This is a genomic window from Glutamicibacter sp. BSL13, from assembly GCF_052928425.1.
The window spans coordinates 19507-46482 of record NZ_JAVGCZ010000013.1 but is presented as its reverse complement, the minus strand read 5'-3'; the positions used below and the strand labels follow the sequence as shown (position 1 = coordinate 46482).

Genomic DNA, 26976 nt, shown 5'->3' with positions numbered 1-26976 from the left:
AGCACCGGTCACATTGCCGGTAGACTGGATGGGCAAGCTCGCGGAGCGCCAATCCCCCTGGTGTGAGACGGCAACTCCGTGTGGCATTTAACCCCCTCGCGCACAGGAGATATGCCGGATGCCCCGGATCGTTGTTGATGTCATGCTCAAGCCAGAAATCCTTGACCCCCAGGGCAAGGCGATTGCGGGAGCACTGCCCCGCCTTGGCTTCTCCTCCTTCGAAGCTGTCCGCCAGGGCAAGCGCTTCGAGCTGACTGTGGAGGGCGAGGTGACCGAGCAGATCCTCACCCAGGCCCGTGAGGCGGCCGCCACCCTGCTGTCCAACCCGGTGATCGAGGACGTCGTCAACGTCGAGGTCGTCGCGGACTAATGAGCACCGAACTGCCCCTGATTGGCGACTATTCGACGCCCAGTGCCGAACTGTCCGGCGCCCGCATCGGCGTGGTGACCTTCCCCGGAACCCTGGATGACCGCGACGCCGCCCGTGCGGTGCGCGCCGCAGGCGCCCAGGCCGTGCCGCTGTGGCACGCCGACACCTCGCTGGGAGAGGTGGACGCGGTGATCATCCCCGGTGGCTTCTCCTACGGCGACTACCTGCGTGCCGGGGCGATCTCCCGCTTCGCCCCGATGATGGACAAGATCGTGGACGCGGCGAACTCCGACGCGAAGCTGCCCGTGCTGGGAATCTGCAACGGCTTCCAGATCCTGACCGAGGCGCACCTGCTGCCCGGTTCGATGATCAAGAACGACCATCTGAAGTTCATCTGCCGCGACCAGGTGCTGCGCGTGGAGAACAACCAGACCGCCTGGACCGGTGAGTACGAGCAGGGTGAGGAAATCACCATCGTGCTGAAGAACCAGGACGGCCAGTACGTGGCCGATGAGAAGACCCTGGACGCGCTGGAGGCGGAGAACCGCATCGCGTTCTCCTACGTGGGCTGGAACCCGAACGGCTCCCGCCGTGCGATTGCCGGGGTGAGCAACCAGGCCGGCAACGTCGTGGGCCTGATGCCGCACCCGGAGCACGCCATCGAGCCCGGCTTCGGGCCGGACCACCGCGGCACCGACGGCCTGCGGTTCTTCACCAGTGTTCTGACCCACCTTGTTGGAGGCAAGAAATGAGCAAGGACGTCGCTCAGGAATTCAATATCGACACCGTGGAGAATGCCTCGGCCACCCCTCAGGTTCAGCTGCCCTGGGCCGAACTGGGCCTGAAGGAAAACGAGTTCGACGAGATCGTCAAGATCCTGGGCCGGCGCCCCACCGCCGCCGAGCTGGCGATGTATTCGGTGATGTGGTCCGAGCACTGCTCCTACAAGTCCACGAAGAACCACCTGCGCCAGTTCGGTGCGAAGGTCACCGAGGAGATGAAGAAGGACCTGATGGTCGGCATCGGCGAAAACGCCGGCGTGACCGACCTGGGCGACGGCTGGGCCGTGACCTTCAAGATCGAATCGCACAACTCCCCCTCCTACGTGGAGCCCTACCAGGGTGCGGCCACCGGCATCGGCGGCATCGTGCGTGACATCATCTCCATGGGCGCCCGCCCGGTGGCGGTCATGGATCCGCTGCGTTTCGGCGCCATCGACCATCCGGATTCCCAGCGTGTGGTGCACGGGGTGGTCTCCGGCATCGGCGGCTACGGCAATTCGCTGGGCCTGCCGAACATCGGCGGGGAAACCGTGTTCGACCCGATCTACCAGGGCAACCCGCTGGTCAACGCGCTGGCCGTGGGCGTGCTGCGCCACGAGGACCTGCGCCTGGCCAACGCCTCGGGCGTGGGCAACAAGGTGGTGCTCTTCGGGGCACGCACCGGCGGGGACGGGATCGGCGGCGCCTCCGTGCTGGCCTCCGAGTCCTTCGACGACTCCAAGCCCTCCAAGCGCCCGGCCGTGCAGGTCGGTGACCCGTTCGCCGAGAAGGTGCTCATCGAGTGCTGCCTGGAACTGTTCAAGGCCTCCCTGGTCGAGGGCATCCAGGACCTGGGTGCCGCGGGCATCTCCTGCGCCACCAGCGAGCTGGCCTCCAACGGCGAGGGCGGCATGCACGTGGAGCTGACCAACGTGCTGCTGCGCGACTCGACCCTGACCCCGGGCGAAATCCTGATGTCCGAGTCCCAGGAACGCATGATGGCGGTGGTCTCCCCCGAGAACGTTGAGGCGTTCGAGGCCGTCATGGCCAAGTGGGGCGTGGAGTACTCCTGGCTGGGCGAGGTCACCGACACCAACCGCCTGGTCATCACCTGGAACGGCGAAGTGATCGTGGACGTGGATCCCAAGACCGTCGCCCACGACGGCCCGGTCTACGACCGCCCATACGCCCGCCCCGACTGGCAGGATGCGCTGCAGGCCGACACCTTCCGCTCCTCCGCGGCCGGGCAGGATCTGCCGGGCACCGGTGAGCAGCTCAAGGCGGCGGTGCTGGAGTTGATTGCCAGCCCGAACCTGTGCGACAAGTCCTGGATCACCCGCCAGTACGACCGCTACGTGGGTGGCAACACCGCGCTGGCCTCCCCGGATGATGCCGGCGTGGTGCGCGTGGACGAAGCGAGCGGGCTGGGGGTGGCGATCGCCACCGACGCCAATGGCCGCTACACCTACCTGGATCCTTACGCAGGAGCTCAACTGGCGCTGGCCGAGTCCTACCGCAACGTGGCCACCTCCGGGGCCATCCCGGCGGCGGTCTCCGACTGCCTGAACTACGGTTCCCCCGAGGACCCGGACGTAATGTGGCAGCTGGCCGAGGGCATCCGCGGGCTGTCCGACGCCTGCATGGAGCTGGGCGTGCCGGTCACCGGCGGCAACGTGTCGCTGTACAACCAGACCGGGGAGAAGGCCATCCACCCGACCCCGGTGGTCGCCACCCTGGGCAAGCTGGATGACGTGGCCCGCCGCACCCCCTCCGGGTGGCGCGCCGAGGCCGACGGGCAGGCGATCTACCTGATCGGCAAGACCCTGGATGAGCTGGACGGCTCCGAGTACGCGAACCTGCGCGGGCACTTGGGCGGTCTGCCGCCGAAGGTGGACCTGGCCGCGGAGAAGGCGCTGGGCCAGGTGCTGATCAACGCCAGCCGCGACGGCATGATCGACGCCGCGCACGACCTGTCCGAAGGCGGCCTGGCCGCGGCGCTGTCCGAGATGGTGCTGCGCTACGGCGTGGGTGCCCGGGTGGCGCTGGATGAGATCATGGCTCGTGATGGCATCGACGCGTTCACTGCGCTGTTCTCCGAAACACAGGCCCGCGCCCTGGTCGCGGTGCCGCGCAGCGAGGAAGTGCGCTTCAACGACATGACCAGCGCCCGCGGGATCACCGTGGCCCGGATCGGCGTGGTGGACGCCGAGTCCAACGCGCTGGAAGTCCAGGGGCACTTCACCGCCTCGGTGGAGGAACTGCGTGAGGCCCACGAGGGCACCATGGAGAAGTACTTCGGTTAATCGCCGCTCTCCCATTAGCGCAATGGCCCGTTTCCCCCTCGCGGGGAGACGGGCCGTTGCGTTTCCCCTCTCCTCAGGGGTGAGCCGCCCCGTCTTGTACATGGAGGTGATGGCCACAGTCCCCTTGGGCGCAATGCGCCGAGTGCTTTCCCCGGTACTGGTCACTTGGTGGGTGCAATGGAAAGGACGGGGTCCACATAGAGGTTATCCCCGGACACCTCTGCCGCGAGAAGAACCTAAATCTGCAGATTTGTGTTCCGAGCTTTGGTAGATGCGCGGACGTATCTGACCAGCCAGAACCTTAGTACGTGAAGGGTGTCTCGCAACTAACGATGGTGACACAAACTCAAGAGATCGGTTGCCGCACATAGTTACGAGAATCGTCCATCGCTGTTTTCTCAAGGGTTTAGGAGCGGGGAAAAGGAGCATGACGAGACGTCTTGCAACTCTTCAGTTGCAAGACATTGCGCGGCGGCCCTGCAGGGGTATTTTATTGTGTAGTCGTGCGAAAATTATAGTTATGGAATCGCAAAGCTTACCCGGACGGCTCGAGACGCAGGATTCAAAACTCCATGATCAAGATGATCTAGAGGAATGGCTCGGCAAAATGGAGACAGCTGACCCTGACAGCGATCTCGATCCTTCGATGCTGGCTTTTCCTACAGACGAAATGCTTAGAAAGTATGTTTCCTCGATCGATCAGCGATCGTTGGATCAGGTGACTCGTATATTAAGATGCTTTCTCTTCGAGTACGTTAATTTCGGTGCTGATACATTTAATCTCAAACTTCTCCAAACGTCGGACGTTGGGAAGATACAAGAAAAGCTTGCTTCCACCGAGTATGGAAAGCGTTTGGCTAATCCAAATAAGCCTGCGCATCCGGGTGTCCGATGGGTTGTTGATTTACTGCCCCATTGGCCCAAGAAGGCGATGGAAGTCATCGAGGCCTACTTAATGGCCCATGCGCAGTCCTTGCCGGATCGTCGTCTCGAAGGGCTATGGGACGCCAAAGCAGTAATTGCCGCCGGGTATCTATCGCGGAGGAGCAGCAACTCGGCCGAGGCCCTGGGGAAGATCAGCCCTCGGGAACTAGAACACCTTACCGCTAATCTATATTCGCAGATGGGTTTTAGTTGCACACTAACTGCTCCAACAAATGATGGAGGTCGCGACGTAATTGCTAAATTAGAACAGGCTGGACGTCGAGAGCATCGGGTTATTGATTGTGCACATTATGGTGGTTCAGTTCCAATTACGAAAGCTCGCGCAATTCTTGGAACTGCCGATAACGATCATGCAACTTCCGCAGTTTTACTGACTACCGGGAGGATTTCAAAGAACACCCACCAAATGGCTTCCGGAAATAGCAAACTGGATCTTGTAGACGGAACGAAGTTAGTTGAATTGCTAGATCGACATCTGGGGAGCACCTGGCCACAGGAGATCGATTACTGGATTCAATGGCCCCCAAGAAGTTGATGCCTCGGTCTTCTTCTAAAGTTTGAAGACTGCTATTTCACGATGATTTAGGTCACCGTGTGTCGAAACTTCGTTGTCTGCGTGCCTGAGTAAATTCTGAGGCTGGCCATTGCGCCATCATTAATCTCTGCAGCGGAGGACCGCTGCTGTGTCGACTTAGTGTTCACATACGTTCTCGGCCCAACGAATTGACGACCAGGGCCGATAGCATAGAAGACTACGATATCTGTAAAAGAGGCTGCCATGCTCGTATAGGTAGCAGTGGAGGAAACTTGGATTTTTTATCTGCTGTTCTAGCAGTAGCAACATTGGCAGGGTTCTTTTTGAGTCTCTCTGCGGCATGGAAAAATGCTAAAGGGAAATTTGTCATTAGCTTAGTCGGGACTTTAGTGATGGGCGCATTTTTGGCAACCACTCTTTGGTCTAACGCGCAGCTTAAAGCGGAGAATCGGCTTTTGACTGATCCCCAAACGCGCGCAACGCAATTAATTGAAGTGTGGAAAAGCGAAGCCCAACGAAAATTTGATTTCTATTCGGCAGGACAGGCTGAAGGCGTAGTGTCCGCTGCGACAGATCTTATGGAAGACCTGAAGGAGTGTAGGCCGAGCGCTTTCAGCGAAGCGCAGCAGCGTATGCAGATTGCTCGTGAGCGTGCCCAACAGGTTGAAATGGACCCAAGCATTCATAACACTGACACTGACAGATACCTCAGAGTTCGCGGCATTTGGGTACAAGCAGCGTTAGCCGCGTACCAACAGGTCGAAGGAGTAAGCATTACGCCCCCCGAGTGCGGAAGGAATTAGTGGCTCCCCTAGTCAAAGAAATTCTTTAGGGCCTAACGCACCAGTGAGTCTTGTACCACATTACCGCAGCTCAGGATCCATGACACATTGGCGAGGCTCGGGGAAAGTTGCTGGGTGTCAGCGAAAGCCCGAGTAGTCAATGAACTATCAAGAGGCCATGAGTTCGCATGTTCTGACAATACAGCAGCCTTAACTTTACATAACGTCGGTTATCAGCTTCAACCGATAGGAGCGAAAGTAATTCCTGAGCTCCAGTCCAGCGATGCGCCCGCGCTGCCGAATCTAGACCTGTGCTGTAGCGATAGGGGATCGACTCAAGGAAAGCTCTTTGTGCACACAAATTAAACTCCCGGCCGTGTTCTCGACGATCCCTACAACAGCAATGAAGCGACTCGACAGCTAACTTTACGCAATAGCTGCACCGCAGGTTCTTCTCGACGCAAAATGGTATTAGTTGGCAGTCACTACAGTGCTCTTCGTTGTGTAGCCCTTCTTTATTGCGCTCACCTTGACTGTCAGCTTCTTGCCTTTGTCAGCTTTAGTAACCCTGTAGCCGCTCTTGGTTGCACCTTTGATGTTCTTGCCGGAGCGTTGCCACTGGTACGTCACTTTCTCAGCAATGGGGCTATAGGCGCCGGATGACGCTTTTACGGTCTTCCCCACGATCTTCTTGCCTGAGAGAGTCGGTTTCTTACTCACCTTTAGCGTTCCCGGTGCCACTGTCTTGGTCGCTGTACTTTGAGTGACCACGGTGTTGTAATAACGGTGGGTGAACTGTGTTTTTACGCTAATCTTCTTCCCCAAGTCGGCGGGAACAAGAGTATAGGTGCTGCGATTCTGCTGGAAAATTTCCTTTCCGTTGCGCAGCCAGATGTAAGTAAGTTTCGCATCCTGCTTGGATACCGTTCCCGGTTTGGCCGTCAGCTTCGACCCCACCCTAGCGGAGCCAGAGATGGTCGGTTTCCCGGATTTCAGATTGCCATGATCGATCTTTACGGATTTGGAGATCAGCTCGACCGGCTCCGCATGTGCGCCAACGAAAGTTACGACGGCGTGCACCCGCTTCAAGTTCAAAGAATCATCTGGGTTGAAGGTGGGACCAGTCGCGCCCTTGATCGCAGTAGTGTCGTCTTTGAACCACTGATACGTCTTCTGGGCATGGGGGAACACGGTGGGATCCAACGCAACACTGAGTTTCTCCGTCACGAATCCGGTGCCGGTCAGCTTGGCAGCGGGGTGAGCGGACTCAGAGGCCGGGATCGGTAGGTCGTACCCGGTGGACAGGGTAGCGGTAGGGACATAGACAATCTTCTTGTCCCAAGAAGTTTTCTCAACGCTGGTGTACTTTGCGGTGATCTTCTTCCCGGCATCAGCGGGGGTCAGCTTATAGGTGCGCCCGGTAGCCCCAGGGACCGCGACAGCATTGCGGAACCACTGGAAGTTCTTTTGCGCATAGGAGCCCCAAGGTATTTCCAATTCGTCACCGACGATAGCGAAAGGAGAGTCAGAATTGTCCTTTCGTGCTGTGCGGTAGTTGACTCTCAGCGGGCTTGACTTCGCGGTATCAAATACGTCGCTGACCAAAACAACGTATATATCAGAAGAGATCAGGGAGGAACCCGTGGTTGCATCGGAGGTTGCGACCATGACGTTGCTGCCGGCCACCATGGGCAGCACGGAGGTGGCAGTAAATTTCGTGTAAACGGGCTGTGGATCAGCGGCCCATGAAGGGCGGTGCGGAACGATGGCTCGGCCATCTACACCGACAATTGGTGCGAAGGTCAGCGTCTTGCCCACCCAGCCCTTGGAAAGCGAATGCGTCTCATTGGCTTTGAACTCTTCAAGCAGAGGCATAGCTGCCACCCAGGAGTAATCCGTGATGCCCGCGTCTTGCACGGTCAGACTGGTTAGCTTTGTCATCTTGGTCAGAGCAGTACGCGTGGCATCAGTGACACCGGACGCTGGCAGGAAGGTGACCCAAAGCTTCTTCAGGTTGGGCAACTGAGCCACAGCCGCAACCGCCTCGTTGGTGGCACCGTAGATTTCCACAGAAGTCAGCTGTTGCATGTCCTTCAGACGCTCCAGCCCCGCTATGGTTGATTCGTCCTGGTTCAGAATCCTCAGCTCGGTCACCGTGGTGGGAACATCCAGATCCGCCAATGATTCAACCTCAGAGCATTCCATATGGAACGGGCGATCTTCTTCATCGCTCCATGACCAGCAACTGTGGGGTGGGGCTGCCTGAGCAGCCGGCGTGAGGCCTCCGACAACGAGAGCCAGGGCAGCGCTGATGGCCAGTGTTGTGCGGTGAAAGTTCATGTGCCCCTCGGGATGCTTAGATTTGAGAACTGGATAAATCTTTGCACAGCTTTTCGGATCAGAGTATTCGCGGGCGAAACATCGCCTCAGAATACGAGCACATTCCACGGTTAGACTAAAAATCCGCCGAAAATCAGCAATACCATGGCGCGCTTCAGCCGCCCAGGGTCGGAGCAGGACGACGGCCTGTTCATGCTTTACGGGATAAACTGCCCCTAGCTTTACATAAGATAGGTTATCGGTCACTTACGGGAATAGAAGTAGCTGCGACTCGCATCGGTTGGCTCATGGGCGTCTGAGCTGCCTTCGTAGCCAGCCTGTTCTGTCGGTTCTACGCTGGGCTCGGCAGGAAGGTCTGCGGTCTCGGTACGACTAGTTTCTCCAGCCTCCACGGAGGCAGATATGCTTTCCGATGCCTCTGGTGCCGAGGCGGATAGCTCCTCGGCGGTGGTTTCCTGGGTGCTGGCTGTGGCGAAGGCGAGGTGTGCTTCTGTGGCATGTGCCGGCGCGGCGGAGAACAACAGGCCGGAGGCGAGGGCGGTGGAGAACAGAGCGCCAGTGACGCTAGGGGGCATGTTTTCCTGGTTCTGCGCAGAAAGCGCATCGGCCGCGGATTCTGTTGCCGTGAGTGCGGATCTCAGAGGAGGACACCCCGGCCTGACGTGTATTCGAATGAATACGTGTAGAAGAATAATTTAGCGTATTTGTTTGTGACTGGATAGTAGCCATCCGCTAGATAGTTCCTGCCTCGCCAGCATGCCCTCCAGAGATCCCCGAGTCCGCAGGATAAGACAATACAAAAGCCAGAGCTATACATAATATAAATTTATCGATGAGAAAAATCCGCACTGTGGAGTGCATGGGGTCGCTGCTCACCCGCTGGTGGCGCAGGCCGCGAACTTCACGGCCCCGGCCAATACCGAGCACGGGGTGCTGCAGGTGCTGCGCGCCTCCCTTCAGGGGCGCAGCCAGCTGTAGCGGTTCATCCTCAGCTATGCGGTCTCGATCGGTAGCTACTTTCAATGCCGTCTGGAGATCGGTTGAACCGCCCGTCGGCATCGAGCAGCCATCCCATGCGCTTGTAGCTTCTTGTGCCGACACAGGTTTCAAGGATCTGCAGTTGCGGAAACTGTGCGACGAGCTTTCGTTCGATGCTAGCGATTTCAGATGGTTCATGCAGCTGCATGTTGAACGTCAGGTTCGCTTCCCCCGTGGTGGCTGCGCACAATCTTAGGCTGCGAAAAGTTTTAAGGAATTGCGCGATTCGGTCTTCCATTCCCGGTGGCACCTTGGTAAACCACTGTACCAACAGCGGGGATCCGGAATAGTCGGTAGCCAGTTCGCAACGGATGTATACCATGCCTGCGGATAGTGCGGCATTGAGCAAGCGAGCTGCGGTGGCCGGATGCTGTCCTGTTGATTGGGCAATATCCCGTGCTGTTGCTCGGCCATTGACCTGCAGGACTTCAAGGCAGGGCCACAGGGCCGCAGGGATAGTTCCGACTGAAACCTGCGGTGCTGGCGCCAGGGCGCGTAGCTCATCCTCCTGCCGATGTGAAAGGACATCGAGTCTCCACTGGTCTCCGCTGGCATAGACGCGTGTGCAGACGGAGGCCTTGATCCTCAGAACCCCTTCCACTGCCCACAATTTGGGCAGCACCCGGTGTGACATGCTCAGCCAGTCCGGAGCGATGCAGGTCAACCGGAAATCGGCATGCCGCGAGGAACTGTCAACGGAATTCACCTCCGGTATCCGGCACAATGCCCGCAAAGTGGCATCCATGAGTCGGGGATCCGCCTCCACGTCCAAGAGCACGGTGCAATGCATCTGCGGGCGGCCACCCAAATGCCCCAGTATCCAGACGACCCGTTGCGAATGCAGGCGGTTCCAGCGGTTAGACAAGGTGGCCGGATGCCTTCCAAGCACCTTGCCCAGCTCTGTCCAACTTAAGCGTGGCGCTATTTGTAGCGCATGCACTAGTTCCAAGTCATCTTGCGCTAGTTCGAAATCCATCATCGTGCAACTATTTTCGGTCGATCCACGTTCAAATGCAATTAAACCTTGAATCTACAGGCGCACGTTCTAAAGTACCTGATGATAAACAGTGTGATTGGCCTCATAAGACGCCTCCTTGTCAACGAAAAGAAGGTCCGCGATGTACTCTTCGGAAAACATTGTCAGCGATGCCCAGCACCTGGCGCCTGAAATCCAGAAGCTTCGCCATGAGCTTCACCGTCAACCGGAAGTCGGACTTGATTTGCCATTGACCCAACAGCGAGTCCTGGAATGGCTCGAACCGCTAGGATTCGAGGTGACTCTGGGACAAGAGCTGAGCTCGGTCACCGCTGTGCTGCGTGGCGGTGCCGTGCGGGACAATGCTCCCAGCGTCCTACTGCGCGGCGACATGGATGCCTTGCCAGTAAGGGAAAAGGCCAACGTTTCCTACGCCTCCCAAACGGGCAATACGATGCATGCCTGCGGCCACGATTTGCACACTGCCATGCTCGCTGGAGCGGCGACGCTTTTGGCGGATCGACGCGACCAGTTGGCCGGCGATGTCGTCTTCATGTTCCAGCCTGGCGAGGAAGGATTCGACGGTGCCGGCCACATGATCCGCGAGGGAGTGCTTGAAGCCGCCGGCGCAACGGTAGACGCAGCCTTTGGGTTGCATGTCATGAGCGCGCTGGGAACCTCTGGACAGTTTATGAGCCGTCCCGGCCCGGTGATGAGTTCTTCAGCTGGTCTCTTTGTCACGGTGCACGGGCAGGGCGGACACGGTTCCGCACCATTCCTGGCCAAGGATCCGGTCTATGTTGCCGCGGAAATGGTCACTGCGATGCAAGGGATGGTTACACGCAGGTTCGACGTCTTCGATCCAGTGGTGATCTCCGTAGGAGTCTTTGAGGGCGGCCATGCCCGCAATGTTATCCCCGAAACCGCGCACTTCGAAGCTACCGTCCGCTCATTCAGCCGCGAGACCTTTGCAGCATTAGAACAAAAACTCCCGCGCCTGCTGCGTGGCATTGCCTCAGCGCATGGCGTAGACGTTGAAATCGAACTGCGCCCGGAATATCCGGTGACAATCAACCACGAATCTGAGACTGCCTTCGCCAGCCGTGCCGTGGTGGAGCTCTTCGACGAGTCAGCATATGCGCAGATGGCAAACCCGCTCGCGGGATCGGAAGATTTTTCCCGGGTCCTCGAACATGTTCCCGGAGCCTTTATATTCCTGTCAGCGCTGGCACCGGGCGTCGAGGCTTCCGACGCACAATTCAACCATTCACCTTTTGCAGAATTCTCCGATGAGGTTCTGCCTAAGGGCACCGCACTCTACACACATCTGGCCATCAGCAAGCTCGCTGAATTGTCCGCCAACTAACCTCGGACCGGAGAAATCTCATGGAAACGCCTAAACTCGGCGGCGCGGCGTCGACTACTGACCGACCGCATAACCGCAAGGAACTGACAAAGAGCCTCTTCGGCATCGGTGCCGGCAACGCTGTTGAATGGTTCGACTGGGCCATCTACGCCACCTTCGCCCCGTATATCGCCAATAACCTCTTCTCCCCGCAAGACGCGACCAGCGCCTTCCTCGCAACCATGGCCATCTTCGCCGTGGGCTTCGTAGCGCGACCGGTGGGCGGAGTGCTCTTCGGCGTGATCGGTGACCGCATCGGTCGCAAGACCTCGATGACGTTGGCTGTCGGCCTGGCAGCGTTAGGATCGTTGATTATTGCAGTGACCCCGAACTTCGCAGCCGTGGGTGCATTTGCCTCGGTGATGCTCCTGATCGCCAGACTCATCCAAGGCTTGGCCCACGGCGGCGAACTTCCCAGCGCCCAGACCTACCTGGCCGAGATGGCACCGGCACCGAAACGCGGCCTATACGCAACGCTGATCTACTTCTCAGGGACCGCTGGCATCGTCTTTGGCACCTTGCTCGGAGCCATTTTCACCTTGGTCTTAACCACCGAGCAAATGAACGGGTTCGGCTGGCGCATTCCCTTCGCATTGGGAGCTGTTTTCGGACTATACACCCTCGTCATGAGAGCACGTTTGAAGGAAACTGAGCAGTTCACGAAGCACAAGAAGGCCGAGAAGCAAGCTACACAGCCGAAGGCCTCGCTCATCAAAGACTTCATGGCCAACCGAACAAAAGCCTTTCAAGTCATCGGGTTGACAGTCGGCCTCACCGTGGTTTACTATATTTGGTCCGTTGCCACCCCTGCGCATGCAATCGCTAGCCTTGGCATGGAACCATCCGAGGCCCTTTGGGTTGGCGTAGCGGCAAACCTAATCTTCATGGCGGCACTCCCATTCTGGGGTAAACTGTCGGACCGCATTGGTCGGCGTCCGGTATTGATCATTTCGTCTATTGGTGCTGCTGCAATGCAGTTCCCGATGACCTTCGTCGTGCATGGTGAATGGTGGCAACTATTCATCGCCATGTCGGTCATGTTGATCTTCATATCCGCTTCGGCGGCCATCATGCCCGCGGTCTATGCCGAGCTGTTCCCCACATCGGTTCGCACTATCGGTGTTGCCGCGCCATATGCCCTGTGCGTAGCTTTGTTCGGCGGGACAGCGGCATATCTCCAAGCAGCTCTGGATAGCTGGTTCGGTGAATATGGAGGAACGGTCTTCTCGATCTATTCGATTGTGCTGCTGCTGATATCGGCTCTAACGGCATGGGCCATTACTGAATCCCGCGGCAAGGAACTGACGGATTAGCCTGCGTCAAAAGTCCTAGCTGTGCCATCCGGTGCCGAAGCGCTCCTAGGCGCTAGGGCGTGGGGTCTGCTGAAGGTTTGGTTGATACTTCGACCGCATAACCTCGATAAGGTTGCGCTCAAACGAAGGAAGACCCCATGCCCAAGAATGTCTACACCGATGAGTTCAAGCGCGATGCCGTGGCGCTGGTGGAATCAGGGATTCCCCAGAAGCAGGTCTATCAGGATTTGGCGATCTCAGGACAGCGCTGCAGTCCTGGGTGCGCGATACTCGGTTCCATTCCCATGGAATGACACCGTCCACCGACCCGGAAGAACGCAAAGAAATGTCCCAGGCGTTCAAACGAATCCGGGAGCTGGAGATGGAGAACGAGGTGCTGCGCAAAGCAGCAGCGTACCTCTCCCAGCCGCATATCCGCTCCCCAAAATAATGGGCCCGCTCGTCCGTGAATTGATCGCCAGAACAGGCAGGAAACGTGTGCCTGTGGTGGTGACGTGCTTAGGTCCTGGGATTCAGTACCCAGGCGTATTACAAGTGGCTGAAATGTCCCGTCTCGGCGCGGGATGTTGAAGAGCAGGAGCTGACCGCGAAGCTGCGTGAGCTGCACGAAGACGACCCCGAAGGCGGGTACAGGGTACTGGCCGATGACCTAGAGGACCTGGGCTACCAGGTCTCCGAGCGCAGGGTGTGCCGGCTGTGCAACAAGGCGGGAATCAGCTCGGTGACCAGCAAGCGTCGGCGCAAGTGCACCCCGACTGGTCCGCCGGTGCATGATGACCTGGTGCAGCGGAATTTCACCGCCGAGCACTTCAACCAGCTGTGGCTGACCGACATCACGGAGCATCACACCGGTGAGGGCAAGCTATACCTGTGTGCGATCAAGGACGTGTTCAGCAACCGGATCGTGGGCTACTCGATGGACTCGCGGATGAAGGCCCAGCTGGCCGTCAACGCCCTGCAGATGGCGGTGGCGCACCGTGGACACCCACGTGGGGGTGCACAGCGACCGTGGCAGTCAATTCCGTTCCCGGAAATTCACCCAGGCCCTGGAAGCCCACGGGTTGGTCGGGTCGATGGGCCGGGTCGGTGCGGCCGGTGACAATGCGGCCATGGAATCGTTTTTCAGCCTGTTGCAGAAGAACGTGCTGGATCGTCGCTGGTGGACCACCCGCCAGCAACTGCGCCCGGCGATCGTGGGGTGGGTGGAGGGGAAGTATCACCGCAAACGCAAGCAACGCAGGCTGGGGAAACTGACTCCTGTCCAGTTCGAAGCTAGAATGATCGAGCCCGTCGCTCTGGCGGCATAAACCCCGGTGTCAACCAAACCTTCAGCAGACCCCAGCCGGTAGGCGATCTGGACTGGGCCCAGGCGCTTGCGCCAGCGCAGGGACACGATGTTCTTCACCACCGAAGTGGTGGTGCGGTTCGGGCTGGTGCGCGGCCTGCTGGGACGATCGTTCATTCCGTCCTTGCCGTGCTCGCGGTAGCGTTGCTCCCACCGCTTGGCTGTGGTCCAGGCGACCATGAATAGTTTCGCGGCGGCGGCCACGCTCCAGCCGTGCTCGACAATGAGCTGGGCCAGTCGCAAACGTGCTTTAGGGGTCAGCGCTGCGTTAGCGTGGGACATGAGGGCCTCCTGTTTGTGAAGCGGTTACTTAGACAGCTCCACTCCACATCAGGAGGCCTTCGTCATCCCATCAATTCATATCGTGTCGTCGCAGGAATTCAACCAACGTCCCTGGGCAGTACACCTAGGTCTGCCGTTTAGGCTCGGGTATCCAAGAGCATTTCGGATTCAGGCAGCGGCTCCGACAATCTGTGCGGGTCATGTTCGGTGCGCCAGTCCAGGGGGCCCGGGGTTTGGTTGTTATTCAAGGCCAATACCCCGGCCCCGCCGTAGCGGGCGTAGATCGTACCGAGCAGCACGGTGGTGGGGTTTTCCCGGCTCTGCTTTGCCGTTCACTATGGCGCTGGTGCGTGGCCCTGGCAACTGCTGACTCACGGGCTACACATCAGCGCGCTCAACGCGCGCTAAAGAATCTCCTTACGGGAAATCGCAGTGACGCGAGCACGAGGCAGCTTGGCCACTATCAAGTCCTTTCGAACAATCCGTTCACAGGGGAATTTAGGACTTTACACCGCAGTGTTTGGGCCGAGCGGCACTGATCTCCAACGAATCATAAACGCCTCCATGCCAGTTCAGCCCTTCTTTCATCACCAAAGTCAACACATGACACAGCTAATGGAACGCTCAAGCAAAATTTCCATTCTTCAGCCTTGATGTTCACGGTAGCCGTGGAATAGTGCGAGGTAGGGCGGCGCTATGGAGAGTCACGTCGGTGGCCGAGGTGAGCCGCCCCATCTTGTATCCCCGCTCGGCAGCGCGCAGACTCGAGGTGCCGGCCCAAGCGCGGTGGGCCGGGCCAGTGCGGCACCGCCACCCGATACCCGCGCATGATTCGAAAGGAGCCGGCAGATGTCGAAGCACCAGAGGCAGAAGTACCCGCGCCCCGGACGAGGCGAGGGGGCTCCGGGCGGCGCGGATCTGTTCGTCCTGCAGGTGCTTGAGCGCGCCGAGCAGGCCGGGGCGAAGGCCGGGCGCAAAGCGGTGAGGAAGGCCCTGAAGTACGCCGACACCCCTGGCTTCGAGTTGAGTCCAGAGCAGCGGGAGCAGCTTAGGGCGGCCGCCGCACGTGCCGGGGCCGCCGCGGCCCTGCTCGAAGCCCGCAACTTGCTGCACGGGTCCGCGCTCCACGCACCCCACAGTGAAGGGGAGCCCGCCGAGGCGCCGGTCGCCACCGCCCCCGAATCCGACCAGCCCCGTGTGGCGCCGGCGCAGGGCAAGGGCCAGCACGTGCTGGAGATCCGCCGGAGCGAGCAGTTGAGCCCGCAAATGCTCCGGATCATCGCCGGAGCACCACAGCTGGACGGTTTCCAGCCCAACACGAAGGCCGACCAATATGTGAAGGTCTACTTCGCCGACCCCCAGCTGGGCCTTGAACCGCCCTATGACATTAAGGCGCTGCGGCAGCACCTGCCCCGCCACCTGGTGCCCCGCTCCCGCTCCTACACCATCCGGTGGGTGGACCGCGCCGCGCAGGAACTGGCCATCGACTTCGTGCTGCATGATCAACCCGGTTCGGCCGGGGAGTGGGCGCAGGCCGCGCGCCCCGGGGACCGGCTGGTGATCTCGGCGGCCCGCGGCAAGTTCAGCCCGGACCCGGACTCGCGGTACTTCGTCCTCGGCGCCGATGAAACCGCGATCCCAGCGGTGTCCCGCGCCCTTGCCGCCCTGCCCGAGACGGCGCAGGGCGTGGCCCTGCTGGAGGTGGCCGGGCCGCAGGGCGAACTGCAGATCCCCCACCCTGCGGGAGTGGAGCTGCGCTGGCTGCACCGCAATGGACAGCCTCCGGGCACCACCGACCTGCTGGCCGAAGCTTTCCTAAAGCTGCCCACTCCCCCGCCACAGAGCACGGTGATCGCCCACGGCGAGCGCTCTGCCGCCAAGGCGATCTCCCGCATCGTCGCTGGCTGGGGCCTGGACAAGAAGCGGGTGCACGTCTCCTCCTACTGGACGCTACGGACCCGATCGCGTTGAACCGGCCCCGGCCGCTATCTGGGCTGGTTAGCTTCTTCGCGGGGCCAGGACGATGCGGGCAGGCCCAGTCCCAGATGCCCGCGCAGGGTCGAGGAGGAGTACGCGGTGCGGAAAAGTCCCCTGCGCTGCAGTTCGGGGATCACCAGGTCCACGAAATCCTCGATGCCGGCGGGCAGAGTGGGCGGCATCAGGTTGAAGCCGTCCGCCGCCCCGCAGTCCAGCCACTGCTCCATCTCATCGGCAATGGACTGCGGGGTACCGATCATGGTGGCGTGTCCGCCTCCGGCGGCCAGCAGCCCCAGCAGTTCGCGCACCGTGGGCTGGTGCACGGCGATCAGCCGCTGGATCGTGGCATAGCGTCCCTTCGGTCCGGTGAAGCTGTGCAGTGGCGGCAGTTCGGGCACCGGGGCATCCAGGTCCCACCCGGAGGTGTCCTGCTGCACGAAGACGCCCAGCTGCTTAAGCGCGTCACCGGTGGGCAGCAGCTCGTTCAGCCGGCGCTGCTTGGCCCGGGCTTCCTCATGCGTGCGCCCCACGTAGGTCACCAGCCCCGGCATGATCGCCACCGCTTCCGGGTCGCGTCCGGCCGCGGCGATCCGGGAGCGCAGGTCGGTACCGTACTCCAGGGCCATCTGCCGATCGGCAGCCACCGCGTACACGGCCTCGGCATATTTCGCGGCCAGCTCCCGACCCTGCGGGGAGGAGCCGGCCTGGAACAACACCGGGGCCCACTGCGGGCCGCCGGGAACGTTCAGGGGGCCACGCACCGTGAAGTGCTCCCCCACGTGTTCGATGGGCTGCAGAAGTTCCGGGTTGGCGAAGTCCCCGTCCCGGCTGGCCTGTATGGCCTGGGCCGGGAAGGAATCCCACAGTCGGCGCACCACCTGAATGAACTCATCGGCTCGCGCATATCGGGTGTCATGGTCCCCCAGCCCGGGCATCGAATGGTTCTGCGCCTCGGCATCCCACATGCTGGTGACCACGTTGACCCCGGCCCGCCCGCCGGAGAGGTGGTTCAGGCTGGCCAGCATTCTGGCGGCATGGAATGGGGAGTAGAAGCTGGAGGAGACAGTACACACCAAGCCAATGTGCTCGGTGTGCTGGCTCAACGCCGAGAGCAGGGTCAGCGGCTCGTAGAACCAGGTGGGTCCGGCCTTTGCGGCCTGCGGGGAGACGGATTGGCCGTCGGCCAGGAACACCGCGTCCAGCAGCCCGCGCTCTGCGGTCTGCGCCAGCTGCGTGTAGTACCTGGTGTCGCCCAGGCGTTCGGCAGCGGAGTCCGGGTCTCGCCAGGCAGCCTGGTGGTGGCCGGCACCGTAGATGAACAGGTTCAGTTTCAATTGCTTGGGGCTCATCCCTTGACCAGTCCCCCATCCACGATCAGGTTCTGTCCGGTCACGCCGCGGGCCCAGGGGGAGGCGAAGAACAGGACGGCGTCCGCCAGTTCGGCCGGGCTGGTGACCTTGCGCAGCGGTGTGCCGGAGGCGATGAAGTCAAAGACCTCTTCCGGGGTGGCCGCGGAGGCGTCGGTCGTGCGCAGCAGTCCGCCCGAGACCATGTTCACGGTGATCCCCTCGGGTCCCAGGTCATCGGCGAAGGTGCGGGTCAGCGACAGCAGTGCCGCCTTGGTGGCCGTGTAGTCGTGGTACGGGACCACCGGATGCTGGAAGAGGTTCGTGCCGATATTGATGATCCGTCCAAAACCGGCTTTGCGCATGTTCGGCAGCACGGCCTGGATTGCGGCGACCGGGGCCAGCACCGACCCGGTGAACTGTTTGCTCAAATCGGCCGCGCTGAGTTCGCCAGCCTTGGGCCGGGCGTCCCCGTTGAAGGAGAAGTCGACCAGCGCGTTGTTGACCAGCGTGGTCAGCGGCTTGCCGAAGTGCTCTTCGGCCTGGCGGACCAGGTTTTTCAGCTGCCCGGCTTCACGCACATCAGCCTGTACGGCCAGGGCCTGTTCGGGGTAGCGGGCAGCCAGATCGTTGGCGGCCTGCCCCGAGGAGTGGTAGTTGAGGACCACGTTCGCTCCGGCGTCCAGGAAGGCGGTGCTGATGGCCGCGCCCAGCCCGCGCGCGGCCCCGGTGACCAACACCTGCTGCTCTGCCAGGGGCAGAGCACTGTTGCTGGTTTCGACGGTGGTGGTTTGTGTATTCATGGTGTTCGAACTCCTTGAATGTGGGTCAAGGCGAACGGAACCCGGTGTGGATACGCCGCAGCCACTCAAAGGTGCGGGGCATCGTGGAATCCAGGACATTCCCTTCGCCAGTACTAACTGGTGCAGGTTCGACGGGTGTTTTCTCAGCCGCTGCGGCGGCACCCCGTGTCACTAAGCCCATTCCTACCACATCCAGCGACCAGGCGCCGACTTGGAGACTTTTTGACCCGGACAATGCCAAGGCCGCGCCGTTGCCGTTACGAAAACGGACGGGACCGGACTCCTTGTCGCTTTGCCGGAACCGGCCTACGGTGAGGATATGGACACGGTAAATGACAAGGGCAAGGACCCCTACGCACCAGAAAACATCGACACCGGCGAAGTGTCACCCGAGCAGCTGAAGAAGTGGCGTGATGAGGGCGGGGCATCGCACACCCGTCCGGGCCAGGACGAGGATCCGGGAACCGCGACCAACTAGCGCGGTCTGCGTCACGGACACCACATAAAGGTGCCCCGGCGGTTCGGGCGATAGTGTCGCCCCGAAGCGATAAGGTGCTGGCTGTACACCACAGGCAGCACCTTATTTTTGGTGCGCCCACTGCATCGAAGGGAACCTTCTACCGCATGCGCAGCCCGCGTCGTTTCATCACCCTGGCCCTCTTGCTTGGCTCACTGTCACTGACCTCATGCTCGGCCGGGACGCTCAGCGATTTCAACCCCGACGCCGCTCCAGGGCAAACGCAGTCACAAGCCCCCTCCACCGGCGGCCCCATCACCGAAGAGCAAAGCCTTGAGTTCGCAGAATCGCTGGCGTTGCTTGAGGAAATCGACGTCAAGGGCCGCGCCCCGAAGACCGGGTACTCGCGCGAGGAATTCAGCAAGGGCTGGAAGGACCCCGACCGCAACGGGTGCGACGCGCGCAATGACATTCTCGCCCGGGACCTGAAGGACGTGGAATACCGGGAGGGACGCATTGAATGCGTGGTGCTCAGCGGCGTACTTGATGACCCCTACACCGGCAAGAGCATCTCCTTTGTGCGCGGGCAGGGAACCAGCAGCGCGGTGCAGATCGACCATGTGGTGGCGCTTTCGGATGCCTGGCAGAAGGGCGCCCAGCAGTGGGACGCCGAAACCCGCCTGAACTTTGCCAACGACCCGCTGAACCTGATGGCTGTGGATGGCCCGACCAATGCATCCAAGGGCGACAAGGACGCGGCAACGTGGCTGCCGCCCAACCGCTCCTTCCGGTGCAGCTACGTTTCCCGTCAGACGCAGGTGAAGGCGAAATATGACGCGTGGATGACAAAGGCCGAACAGGCGGCCATTGAGAAGATCCTGCGCAGCTGCCTCTAACCGCGCACACCCCCGGCTCACGGCGGTGAACCGGTTTTTCCTAGGTTTACCCTGCTCCCCGAGGCGCCGCTTCATCCCACTGCGGTAGGTGAGCAGGCACATCTAGTCCTTTCGGAGGATTCCTTCGGACAACCATTTGTGCAATTATTGTAATTACAGTCATTGGTTTTTCACGGGACAGCGTGGTCTACGGAACAAGGGATGCGTGATGCGGAGATGAAGATGCGGCTTCTGGGGGTTGCGCTTTTGGTGTGCGGTGCCGCGGTCTTCATCTTTGCCCTCAACGTCCAGCATCGTGAGTTGGCCTACGGCCTGCTTACCGGGGCATACCTGCTCTTCGTGCTGGCCGTATGCACGCTGGTCGGACGAATCGTGGGAGCCTCGCGGGTGGGGCCACCCAGCGGCGAATGATCCGCATGCCCCCGTTGCGGATCTGCACCGAAGCCGGCCACGATCACACGGTGAACGTGAAAGATCTGCTTGATAGTCAAACTATGGCGCGGATTTCGCGATGAGAGCCGCCCAGGCCGACCCGCTGCGGGAGGGCCGTGTGAAGCGAGGCCACGTGAACGGCCCCCGACATCAACCCCACACTTCATCAAAAAGTATCGACAGGTTCACTCCCGTGGGATAAACATGTGACGATCACTTGTTTACCTCTAGGGGATTTTCCATGTCTACCTCCAGACGCCTGCCCAGGGTCGGTTTCACTGCCCTGGCGTCCTTTTCGCTCATTGCCTCCGGCGCCGTTGGCGCGCAGGCAGCGCCCACCGAGCCAAGTCCGGCCAAGGAAGTAGAGCTCAACCTGCTGAGCATCAATGACTTCCACGGACGCATCCAGGCCGAGGGCGAATCTGCCGGAGCTGCAGTACTGGCCGGAGCGGTCGCAAAATATCGGCAGGAGAATGCGAATACCCTCTTTGTCTCGGCCGGCGACAACATCGGTGCCTCCACGTTCGCCTCCGCTTCACAGCAGGATGCGCCCACGATTGACGCGCTCGGCGCCGCCGGGTTGGACCTGTCGGTGGTGGGCAACCACGAATTCGATCGCGGCTTCCAGGACCTGCAGGAGCGTGTAATCCCCCGCTACGGCACGAAGTCCGAAGCCGAAGGAGCCGAGGGGGCGGACTATGCCCTCGGCGCGAACGTATACGAGAAGGGCACCAGCAAGCCGGCCCTCAGGGAGTACACAATCCGCGAAGTAGACGGTGTATCGGTCGGGTTCATCGGCACGGTCACCGCGGACACGGCCACGCTGGTTAGCCCCAGCGGGATCAGCGACCTCACCTTCGGCGACCAGCTCGAGGCCGCCAACCGGGTGGCAGAGAAGCTGAGCGACGGCGACAAGAAGAACGGTGAAGCCGACGTGCTGGTGCTGCTGACCCACGACGGATCCGAAAGCACGGCCTGTGACACGATTGCCAAGGAATCAACGGATTATGGGCAGCTGATCCGCAATGCCGATGAGCACATCGACGCCATCATTTCCGGACACACCCATAAGCCCTACCACTGCTCAGTGCCAATCGCGGGCACTGACCAAACCCGGCCGGTGATCCAGGCGCATCAGTACGGCACCACCCTGGGCGAAATCTCCCTGAGCATTGATGCCAGCGACGGCACGGTCACGCAGTCGGACACCAAGCTTGTCCCCTTGGCTGCCGAAGGCAGCTCGGCTTTCAAGCCAAACGCTGCCGTCACAGAGATTGTTGACAAGGCCGTTGCCGAATCCGAAGAAGTAGGCCAGCAGGAAATCGGCGCCATCAGCGCCGACATCCTGCGCGGCGGCGAACCGGCAGGTGATGACCGCGGCGTGGAATCCACCCTGGGTAACACCATCGCCGATGTCCACTTGTGGGCGACCTCCAACGAGGACTTCGGCGGGGCCCCGGCACAAATCGCCTTCATGAACCCCGGTGGTCTGCGCGCTGATCTGCTGTACGGCCAAAACGGCATCGTCACCTACAAGGCCGCCGCGGACGTACAGCCCTTCGCCAACACGCTGATCACCATGGACATGACCGGCGCCCAGCTGTATGAAGTGCTCGAACAGCAATGGCAGCCGGAAGGAGCTTCCCGTGAAAAGCTGCACCTGGGGATCTCCGAAGGACTGAGCTACACCTACGTGGAGGACGCGGCCCGCGGTGAGCACATCACGTCGGTGAGTTTCAACGGAAAGCCCGTCGCCGAGTCTGACACGTTTCGGGTCGCCGCCAACGCGTTCCTGGCCTCCGGCGGGGATAACTTCACGGCCTTCGCCGAAGCCAAGGACCATGCCGACAGCGGCCAGGTGGACCTGGACGCCACGGTGAACTACTTCAAGTCCCACGACGTCGTGGATCCAGCGCCGCTGGGCCGCGCCGTGCAGGCGGGCACCGAATGGGCCACCGTGAGCCTCTCCTCGCCCACCCTCGCTCCTGGCGCCACCCTGGAGGTGGCGGTTTCCGATTTGGAGCCCGGGGCGAAGATCTCGGCCAGCGCCTTCGACGGGGAGGTTGAAGTTCAGGACATCGCCGCGGCCGATGGCGCCGGCTCCACCTCCTTCCAGCTGACCGCCCCTCAAAAGCTGAAGGAAGGCCAGTACCAGTTGGTGATCTCGCAGGTGGGCCGGGAGGACATTTCCGTGCCGCTCACGGTAGCTGTCGAGGCACCCACCACGCCGAGCACGGAACCCAGCCCGCAGCCGAGCGCCTCGCCCACGGCGTCCCCGTCGGCGTCGCCGTCGCCGACCCAGTCAACCCAAAGCCCCGCGCCGCCACGCCCGGACGCTTCCCAGTCACCGGCACCCGATCATCAGGATCTGGCCGACACGGGCTTCGCGTACTCGAGCATCGGCATCGTTGCCGCGGTCATCCTGGTCGTTGGGCTGCTCATGGTGCTGCTGCGTCGCCGGGGCAACACCCACTAGAGGCCGAGAGCCCAGGGAGACAAGGTGAAGATTAACGTCAAAAGCACCGCCAGCGGCGGTGCTTTTGACGTGTCGACGCCCTGACCCCGGCCGGGGAAGCGGGGTCGCTCAGCGGCAGAAACTAGTCGATCTTCAGCTCGCCCATTTCGTCCCAGCCCTGACCATCGACCTTGCGGGAAATGATCTTCGGGGTGGACACCAGGGCCGGACGCATGGCTTCCAGACCTGCGGCGAAGTGCGGGCCATTGACGTGGGTGGCGGCCGCTTCGTCGTCACGGAACCCCTCAACCAGCACAAACTCGTTCGGGTCTTCGACGCTGGTGGACCAGTCGAAGAACAAGTTGCCCTCCTCGGCGCGGGTGGTGCGGGTGAACTCGGCGACGCGGTCCATGAAGCTGTCGGTGAATTCGGGCTTTACCTGAAACTTAACAACGATGAAGTACATGCCACCAGTCTAGTTAGCCGCCGCCGGTGTGTCTCTTGATTTGGATGGCGCTCCGGTCACGTGCCGGCATTGCCTCGATCACCAGGTCATAGGAATCCTCGACCAGTTCGCGCATCACCTGCGGGTCCAGTCCCACGCGCACTGAGTTCCAGTGTCTTTTGTTCATGTGGTAGGCGCCGGTGATCTGTTCGTGCTCGTCTCGCAGCCGTTCGGCGATGGTCGGTTCACACTTCAGGTTCAGCAGCAGTTCGCCCAGATGCACCATCAGCAGGGCAAACATCTTGCCCTTGGCGCGGTCCCGTCCGGCAACCTTGAACACGGTGCTGTGTTCCCCAAAGGGGAAGTCTTCGTAGGCTCCGGGCATGGACAGGCACAGGGTCCGCCACACTTCGTGGTGTTCCTCCAGCGCGCTCATTTCCACCGTCCCGGATCTCCGCCGCGTCCGGTTCCCACGGTAGCAGTCGCCGTCCGGGGCAGGGACTGGGGTGGGCTCCTTCGCAGCACTGGCGCTAGAGAAGCGGATATTCGATCTTCGGGCAAGTGTCCATGACCACCTCGAGCCCGGCGTCCTTGGCGCGCTGCGCGGCGGCTTCGTCGACAACGCCCAGCTGCAGCCAGACGGCGCTGGCGCCGACCTCGATGGCCTGGTCCACGATGTCCCCGACCTTCGCCGAGTTCACGAAGCAGTCCACAACGTCGATGTGCCCGGGGATCTGGTCCAGACGCTCATAGCCGGTTTCCCCCATGACGGTTTCCCCGCTCAGGGATACCGGCAGGATCTGCATTCCCAGCTGTTCCTTCAGGTAGCGGGCAATGGAGGGGGCCACCCGCCGCGGGTTGTTCGTCAATCCCACCACGGCCCAGCGGGCGGGGGTGGTCAGCAGCCGGCGGATAACCTCTGGATCATTGACATGTTTGGCGTTCATGCCGTCACCCTACCCCGGGTGCGGGCAGGGGAAAACCACCGCTGCGAACTTGCAGCGGTGGTTCAGGTGCGGGTAGCGGCCCGGCCTCCCCCAGCCATCCAAGGGGCCGCTACCCGGGTCTTGTGTCCGGCTACGGGACCAGGTTCTGCTCCGGTTGGCCGCTGACGGCGCTGGAGTGCGTGAATGCCCCGCGGTACGCGGCGGCCGGGTGGTTTGACGGCAGCCGGTCCCCGCGCCCGAACACCTTGTGGCGCAGGCTTCCCGGGGTGTACTGGGTTTGCGCCAGTCCGCGGCGACGCAGTTCGGGCAGCAGCCCGTCAATGAAGTTGTCGTAGGAGCCGGGCAGCACGTGGTTCATGATGTTCAGCCCGTCGATGCCCGCGTCCTGCCACCGCTCCAGCTGGTCGGCGATCTGTTCCGGGGTTCCCACCAGCTGCTGGGCCTTGGCCCGGTAGTGGGCCAGATCCCGCAGCGTCGGGTTGCCGCCGGGGGTGGAGGCCAGCACCGCCTCGAGCACCCCCTGGGCGCCTTCGGTCTGCACCCGGCCCAGCGGGGTGTCCAGATCCAGTCCGCCCAGGTCGATTCCCAGCCCGCCGCCGATGTGCGCGATGATCGCGTGCGGGTCCAGGTACTGGTCGTATTCGGCTTCCAGCGCCTTGGCCTCCGCCTCGGTGGAGCCCACCACGAAGGAAAGCCCGGCGAACACCTTCAGGTCCTGGCGGCGGCGCCCGGCCGCCTGCAGGTTCGTCTCCAGCTGGGCGACCTTCTTGGCCACGTACTGCGGGTGCGGAGCGAACAGGAAGGTCGCCTCGGCGTGGGTCGCGGCGAACTGGGAGCCGCGCGGGGAGGAACCGGCCTGGAAGAGGAAGGGGGTGCGCTGGGTGCTGGGCACGGCCAGGTGCGGCCCGTCGATGGAGTAGATCTGGCCGCGGTGGTTGATCTTGCTGACCTTGTCCGGATCCGCGTAGATCCCGTTGGCCTTGTCCGCCAGCACCGCGTCGTCCGCCCAGGAGCCTTCCCACAGCTTGTAGGCGGCCTCCACGTATTCCTCCGCCCAGCTGTAGCGGTCATCGTGGGCGACCAGGGAGGCTCCCCCGAAGTTGCGGTGCGCGTTTTCCAGGACGCTGGTGACAATGTTCCAGGCGACCCGGCCGTTGGAGAGGTGGTCCAGGGTGGAGAGCTGGCGGGCGAACTGGAAGGGGTGGGCCTGGATGACCGAGCTGGTCATGGCCAGCCCGATCTGCCCGGTGCCGGCGGCCAGCGCGGAGAGCAGCACCAGTGGATCGTGGCTGGGCACCTGCAGACCCTTGCGCACATGGGAGGCCCAGCCGCCCTCGTGGTCCCCATAGAGGCCCACCACGTCGGCGAAGAACATGGCGTCGAACTTCGCGTCCTCCAGTTTGCGGGCCAGGTCCACCCAGGGCGCCAGTTCGTGGAAGCGGTACTGCTGGGCCTGCGGGTGGCGCCACATGCCGCCCAGGATGTGGCTGGAGGTGTTCATCAAGAAGGCGGACAGCAGCAGGCGCGGTCGCTGGTCAAAGGTTCCCATTTACTTCTTTCCCTTCGCTTCGCCAATGGAGTTCAACCCGGTGGGGATGGTGCCGTTGATGAAGTAGTCCCCCACGGAGCGGGCCTTGAACGCGACCGGGTTGTGGGTGGCCACGGTGCGCGCGTTGCGCCAGTAGCGGTCCAGTGACTTGCTGGTGGACACCGCGGAGGCGCCGGTGACGTCGAACAGCTCGCTGGTGGCATCCAGCACCAGCTTCGGGGTGGCCACGTGGGCCTGCTGCACCGCCAGTTCGGCGCGCAGGTAGGCCTGCTGCTCGTCCAGCCCCAGCGCCGCATCGTGGGCGGCATCCAGTTCCCGGGCGGCGGTGATGACAATCGACTCGGCGGCAAACACATTGGCGGCCAGGCGCCCCACCAGTTCCTGGATCTGTGCGTCATCGCGGAACAGCGCCCCGGAACCGGTGTTGAAGGTGCGGGTGCGCGCGGCCACCAGCCCGGCCGCCTCGCCACGGGCCGCCTTGCCGATGCCCACCAGCACGGCCAGCAGGCACAGCTGGAAGAACGCCGGTTCCAGGGTGGAGGCGACCTTGCGCTGGATGATGTTCTGCTCCTGCACCGGGACATCCTCAAAGATGGCGGTGCCGGTGCCGGTCAGCGGCTGGCCGAAGCCGTCCCAGTCATCCAGGATCCGCACGCCCGGCGCGGTGCGTTCCACGACCGCGTACTGCCGCCCCTCCACGCCGTCCGTGGAGGCCATCACCACCACCCAGTCGGCGAAGATGGAGCCGGTGGTGTAGTACTTTTCCCCGCGCAGCACCCACCCCGCCCCGGTGTTGATCAGCTTGGTGTTCGTGGCGCCCAGAGCGTTGCCGCCGCGTTCGGTGGCGGCGTTGCCGAAGATTTCGCCGGCCAGCACCCGCGGGAACCAGCGGTCCTGGAACTCGGCGGGCTGCAGCGCGATGGTCTCCACGAAGGAGAAGTGGCTGCGCAGCAGGTGGGCCACGTTGGAGTCGGCGGCCGCCAATTCGATCAGCAGCCGGAACAGGTCGGTGTGGCTCACCGGCGTTCCGCCGTGGCTGGCCGGGACCCGCAGCGCCGTGAAGCCGGCGTCCTTGAGCCACGCCACCTGCTGGTAGGGCAGTTCACGGTGTTGTTCGCGCTCCCGGGCGCCCTGGGCGATGCGGGTGAAGACCGGGCGAAAGCGTTCCAGCAGGCGTTGGTAGACCGCTTCGTCGCTGGTGGCCTGGATGGCGTGGGTGCTCATGCTCCTCTTTTCGTGACGGGGGAAGTTCGTCGTTCGTCGGTGGCCGGGCG

22 protein-coding genes, 2 pseudogenes and 1 riboswitch are annotated in these 26976 nt (G+C 61.8%); of the genes and pseudogenes, 14 read left to right on the top strand and 10 right to left on the bottom strand.

Translation table 11 applies throughout. The features are described from left to right. The first annotated feature begins 118 nt into the window (after positions 1-118). From purS to RCJ92_RS04050, 5 genes are all read left to right on the top strand, one after another. Positions 119-370 carry a phosphoribosylformylglycinamidine synthase subunit PurS gene (gene purS / locus RCJ92_RS04070; RefSeq protein WP_054820624.1) on the top strand — a complete coding sequence of 84 codons (252 nt, stop codon included), beginning with the start codon at positions 119-121 and terminating at the stop codon, positions 368-370. Beyond that, on the top strand, positions 370-1122 hold the full coding sequence (purQ, locus tag RCJ92_RS04065) for a phosphoribosylformylglycinamidine synthase subunit PurQ (RefSeq protein WP_346922314.1): 753 nt from the start codon (positions 370-372) through the stop codon (positions 1120-1122). Before purS ends, purQ begins: the two co-directional genes overlap by 1 nt. Then, the gene (purL, locus tag RCJ92_RS04060) at positions 1119-3434 is read left to right on the top strand and encodes a phosphoribosylformylglycinamidine synthase subunit PurL (protein WP_446753831.1); all 2316 of its coding nucleotides are present in this window, start codon (positions 1119-1121) and stop codon (positions 3432-3434) included. The genes purQ and purL overlap by 4 nt, the downstream gene beginning before the upstream one ends. A 520-nt stretch (positions 3435-3954) precedes the next feature. Then, entirely contained in the window at positions 3955-4914 is a 960-nt protein-coding gene (locus tag RCJ92_RS04055; RefSeq protein WP_446753830.1) for a restriction endonuclease, read from the top strand. Positions 4915-5186: 272 nt separating this feature from the next. Continuing rightward, the gene (locus tag RCJ92_RS04050; RefSeq protein WP_446753829.1) at positions 5187-5717 is read left to right on the top strand and encodes a hypothetical protein; all 531 of its coding nucleotides are present in this window, start codon (positions 5187-5189) and stop codon (positions 5715-5717) included. Between the two features lie 450 nt (positions 5718-6167). Here RCJ92_RS04050 and RCJ92_RS04045 read toward each other — a convergent pair whose 3' ends face one another. After that, complete coding sequence (locus RCJ92_RS04045) at positions 6168-8282, bottom strand: hypothetical protein (protein WP_446753828.1); 2115 nt, start codon at positions 8280-8282, stop codon at positions 6168-6170. Positions 8283-8891: 609 nt separating this feature from the next. On the opposite strand from RCJ92_RS04045, the gene RCJ92_RS04040 reads away from it, so the two are divergent. Continuing rightward, positions 8892-9014 (top strand): hypothetical protein, encoded by a 123-nt coding sequence (locus RCJ92_RS04040; protein ID WP_446753827.1) that lies wholly within the window; start codon positions 8892-8894, stop codon positions 9012-9014. 10 nt (positions 9015-9024) lie between these two features. On the opposite strand, the gene RCJ92_RS04035 is transcribed toward RCJ92_RS04040, so the two are convergent. Continuing rightward, positions 9025-10053, bottom strand: a complete 1029-nt coding sequence (locus RCJ92_RS04035) for an AsnC family transcriptional regulator (protein ID WP_446753826.1) — start codon at positions 10051-10053, stop codon at positions 9025-9027. Positions 10054-10192: 139 nt separating this feature from the next. On the opposite strand from RCJ92_RS04035, the gene RCJ92_RS04030 reads away from it, so the two are divergent. The 3 genes and pseudogenes from RCJ92_RS04030 (at position 10193) to RCJ92_RS04020 (ending at position 14075) form a co-directional block, all read left to right on the top strand. Next, positions 10193-11416, top strand: coding sequence for a M20 metallopeptidase family protein (locus RCJ92_RS04030; protein WP_446753825.1), 1224 nt, complete (start codon positions 10193-10195; stop codon positions 11414-11416). A 20-nt stretch (positions 11417-11436) separates the two neighbouring features. Further along, a complete protein-coding gene (locus tag RCJ92_RS04025; protein ID WP_446753824.1) occupies positions 11437-12768 on the top strand; it encodes an MFS transporter in 1332 nt (443 codons plus the stop codon). Between the two features lie 137 nt (positions 12769-12905). Then, positions 12906-14075: pseudogene (locus RCJ92_RS04020) on the top strand (IS3 family transposase). Positions 14076-14107: 32 nt separating this feature from the next. Here the strand turns inward: RCJ92_RS04020 and RCJ92_RS04015 are convergent. Next, positions 14108-14395: pseudogene (locus RCJ92_RS04015) on the bottom strand (helix-turn-helix domain-containing protein); the annotation flags it as partial. 849 nt (positions 14396-15244) lie between these two features. Here RCJ92_RS04015 and RCJ92_RS04010 point away from each other — a divergent pair. Beyond that, the gene (locus RCJ92_RS04010; protein ID WP_446753823.1) at positions 15245-16366 is read left to right on the top strand and encodes a siderophore-interacting protein; all 1122 of its coding nucleotides are present in this window, start codon (positions 15245-15247) and stop codon (positions 16364-16366) included. Between the two features lie 14 nt (positions 16367-16380). On the opposite strand, the gene RCJ92_RS04005 is transcribed toward RCJ92_RS04010, so the two are convergent. Beyond that, positions 16381-17721, bottom strand: a complete 1341-nt coding sequence (locus RCJ92_RS04005) for an LLM class flavin-dependent oxidoreductase (RefSeq protein ID WP_446753822.1) — start codon at positions 17719-17721, stop codon at positions 16381-16383. Next, the gene (locus tag RCJ92_RS04000; protein ID WP_446753821.1) at positions 17718-18521 is read right to left on the bottom strand and encodes a 3-oxoacyl-ACP reductase; all 804 of its coding nucleotides are present in this window, start codon (positions 18519-18521) and stop codon (positions 17718-17720) included. Before RCJ92_RS04000 ends, RCJ92_RS04005 begins: the two co-directional genes overlap by 4 nt. 81 nt (positions 18522-18602) lie before the next feature. Continuing rightward, positions 18603-18697, bottom strand: a riboswitch (TPP riboswitch). A 143-nt stretch (positions 18698-18840) separates the two neighbouring features. Between RCJ92_RS04000 and RCJ92_RS03995 the strand changes: the two genes are divergently transcribed. The 4 genes from RCJ92_RS03995 to RCJ92_RS03980 all read left to right on the top strand — a co-directional run bounded on the left by RCJ92_RS03995 (position 18841) and on the right by RCJ92_RS03980 (position 22782). Next, the gene (locus RCJ92_RS03995; RefSeq protein ID WP_171021127.1) at positions 18841-18999 is read left to right on the top strand and encodes a hypothetical protein; all 159 of its coding nucleotides are present in this window, start codon (positions 18841-18843) and stop codon (positions 18997-18999) included. Between the two features lie 146 nt (positions 19000-19145). Then, a complete protein-coding gene (locus RCJ92_RS03990) occupies positions 19146-19874 on the top strand; it encodes an HNH endonuclease family protein (protein WP_138174477.1) in 729 nt (242 codons plus the stop codon). A gap of 201 nt (positions 19875-20075) precedes the next feature. Further along, entirely contained in the window at positions 20076-20285 is a 210-nt protein-coding gene (locus RCJ92_RS03985) for a hypothetical protein (RefSeq protein ID WP_279402474.1), read from the top strand. A 262-nt stretch (positions 20286-20547) separates the two neighbouring features. Beyond that, positions 20548-22782 carry a 5'-nucleotidase C-terminal domain-containing protein gene (locus tag RCJ92_RS03980; protein WP_446753820.1) on the top strand — a complete coding sequence of 745 codons (2235 nt, stop codon included), beginning with the start codon at positions 20548-20550 and terminating at the stop codon, positions 22780-22782. A gap of 121 nt (positions 22783-22903) precedes the next feature. Here the strand turns inward: RCJ92_RS03980 and RCJ92_RS03975 are convergent, their stop codons facing one another. From RCJ92_RS03975 to RCJ92_RS03955, 5 genes are all read right to left on the bottom strand, one after another. Further along, positions 22904-23227, bottom strand: coding sequence for an antibiotic biosynthesis monooxygenase (locus tag RCJ92_RS03975; protein ID WP_054820966.1), 324 nt, complete (start codon positions 23225-23227; stop codon positions 22904-22906). Between the two features lie 13 nt (positions 23228-23240). Further along, positions 23241-23642 (bottom strand): MmcQ/YjbR family DNA-binding protein, encoded by a 402-nt coding sequence (locus RCJ92_RS03970; RefSeq protein WP_446753819.1) that lies wholly within the window; start codon positions 23640-23642, stop codon positions 23241-23243. Between the two features lie 94 nt (positions 23643-23736). Beyond that, on the bottom strand, positions 23737-24153 hold the full coding sequence (locus RCJ92_RS03965) for a CoA-binding protein (RefSeq protein WP_054820967.1): 417 nt from the start codon (positions 24151-24153) through the stop codon (positions 23737-23739). A gap of 130 nt (positions 24154-24283) precedes the next feature. Further along, positions 24284-25702 (bottom strand): NtaA/DmoA family FMN-dependent monooxygenase, encoded by a 1419-nt coding sequence (locus RCJ92_RS03960; protein WP_446753818.1) that lies wholly within the window; start codon positions 25700-25702, stop codon positions 24284-24286. Further along, positions 25703-26926 carry an acyl-CoA dehydrogenase family protein gene (locus tag RCJ92_RS03955; protein ID WP_138174490.1) on the bottom strand — a complete coding sequence of 408 codons (1224 nt, stop codon included), beginning with the start codon at positions 26924-26926 and terminating at the stop codon, positions 25703-25705. It lies immediately after the preceding gene. Positions 26927-26976: the final 50 nt, after the last annotated feature.

What these genes read in the sequence shown, in the direction of transcription:
- purS (WP_054820624.1), top strand. Translation starts at nt 119, where the DNA reads ATGCCCCGGATCGTTGTTGATGTCATGCTCAAGCCAGAAATCCTTGAC.
- purQ (WP_346922314.1), top strand. Translation starts at nt 370, where the DNA reads ATGAGCACCGAACTGCCCCTGATTGGCGACTATTCGACGCCCAGTGCC.
- purL (WP_446753831.1), top strand. Translation starts at nt 1,119, where the DNA reads ATGAGCAAGGACGTCGCTCAGGAATTCAATATCGACACCGTGGAGAAT.
- RCJ92_RS04055 (WP_446753830.1), top strand. Translation starts at nt 3,955, where the DNA reads ATGGAATCGCAAAGCTTACCCGGACGGCTCGAGACGCAGGATTCAAAA.
- RCJ92_RS04035 (WP_446753826.1), bottom strand. Translation starts at nt 10,053, where the DNA reads ATGATGGATTTCGAACTAGCGCAAGATGACTTGGAACTAGTGCATGCG.
- RCJ92_RS04030 (WP_446753825.1), top strand. Translation starts at nt 10,193, where the DNA reads ATGTACTCTTCGGAAAACATTGTCAGCGATGCCCAGCACCTGGCGCCT.
- RCJ92_RS04025 (WP_446753824.1), top strand. Translation starts at nt 11,437, where the DNA reads ATGGAAACGCCTAAACTCGGCGGCGCGGCGTCGACTACTGACCGACCG.
- RCJ92_RS04010 (WP_446753823.1), top strand. Translation starts at nt 15,245, where the DNA reads ATGTCGAAGCACCAGAGGCAGAAGTACCCGCGCCCCGGACGAGGCGAG.
- RCJ92_RS04005 (WP_446753822.1), bottom strand. Translation starts at nt 17,721, where the DNA reads ATGAGCCCCAAGCAATTGAAACTGAACCTGTTCATCTACGGTGCCGGC.
- RCJ92_RS04000 (WP_446753821.1), bottom strand. Translation starts at nt 18,521, where the DNA reads ATGAATACACAAACCACCACCGTCGAAACCAGCAACAGTGCTCTGCCC.
- RCJ92_RS03995 (WP_171021127.1), top strand. Translation starts at nt 18,841, where the DNA reads ATGGACACGGTAAATGACAAGGGCAAGGACCCCTACGCACCAGAAAAC.
- RCJ92_RS03990 (WP_138174477.1), top strand. Translation starts at nt 19,146, where the DNA reads ATGCGCAGCCCGCGTCGTTTCATCACCCTGGCCCTCTTGCTTGGCTCA.
- RCJ92_RS03985 (WP_279402474.1), top strand. Translation starts at nt 20,076, where the DNA reads ATGCGTGATGCGGAGATGAAGATGCGGCTTCTGGGGGTTGCGCTTTTG.
- RCJ92_RS03980 (WP_446753820.1), top strand. Translation starts at nt 20,548, where the DNA reads ATGTCTACCTCCAGACGCCTGCCCAGGGTCGGTTTCACTGCCCTGGCG.
- RCJ92_RS03975 (WP_054820966.1), bottom strand. Translation starts at nt 23,227, where the DNA reads ATGTACTTCATCGTTGTTAAGTTTCAGGTAAAGCCCGAATTCACCGAC.
- RCJ92_RS03970 (WP_446753819.1), bottom strand. Translation starts at nt 23,642, where the DNA reads ATGAGCGCGCTGGAGGAACACCACGAAGTGTGGCGGACCCTGTGCCTG.
- RCJ92_RS03965 (WP_054820967.1), bottom strand. Translation starts at nt 24,153, where the DNA reads ATGAACGCCAAACATGTCAATGATCCAGAGGTTATCCGCCGGCTGCTG.
- RCJ92_RS03960 (WP_446753818.1), bottom strand. Translation starts at nt 25,702, where the DNA reads ATGGGAACCTTTGACCAGCGACCGCGCCTGCTGCTGTCCGCCTTCTTG.
- RCJ92_RS03955 (WP_138174490.1), bottom strand. Translation starts at nt 26,926, where the DNA reads ATGAGCACCCACGCCATCCAGGCCACCAGCGACGAAGCGGTCTACCAA.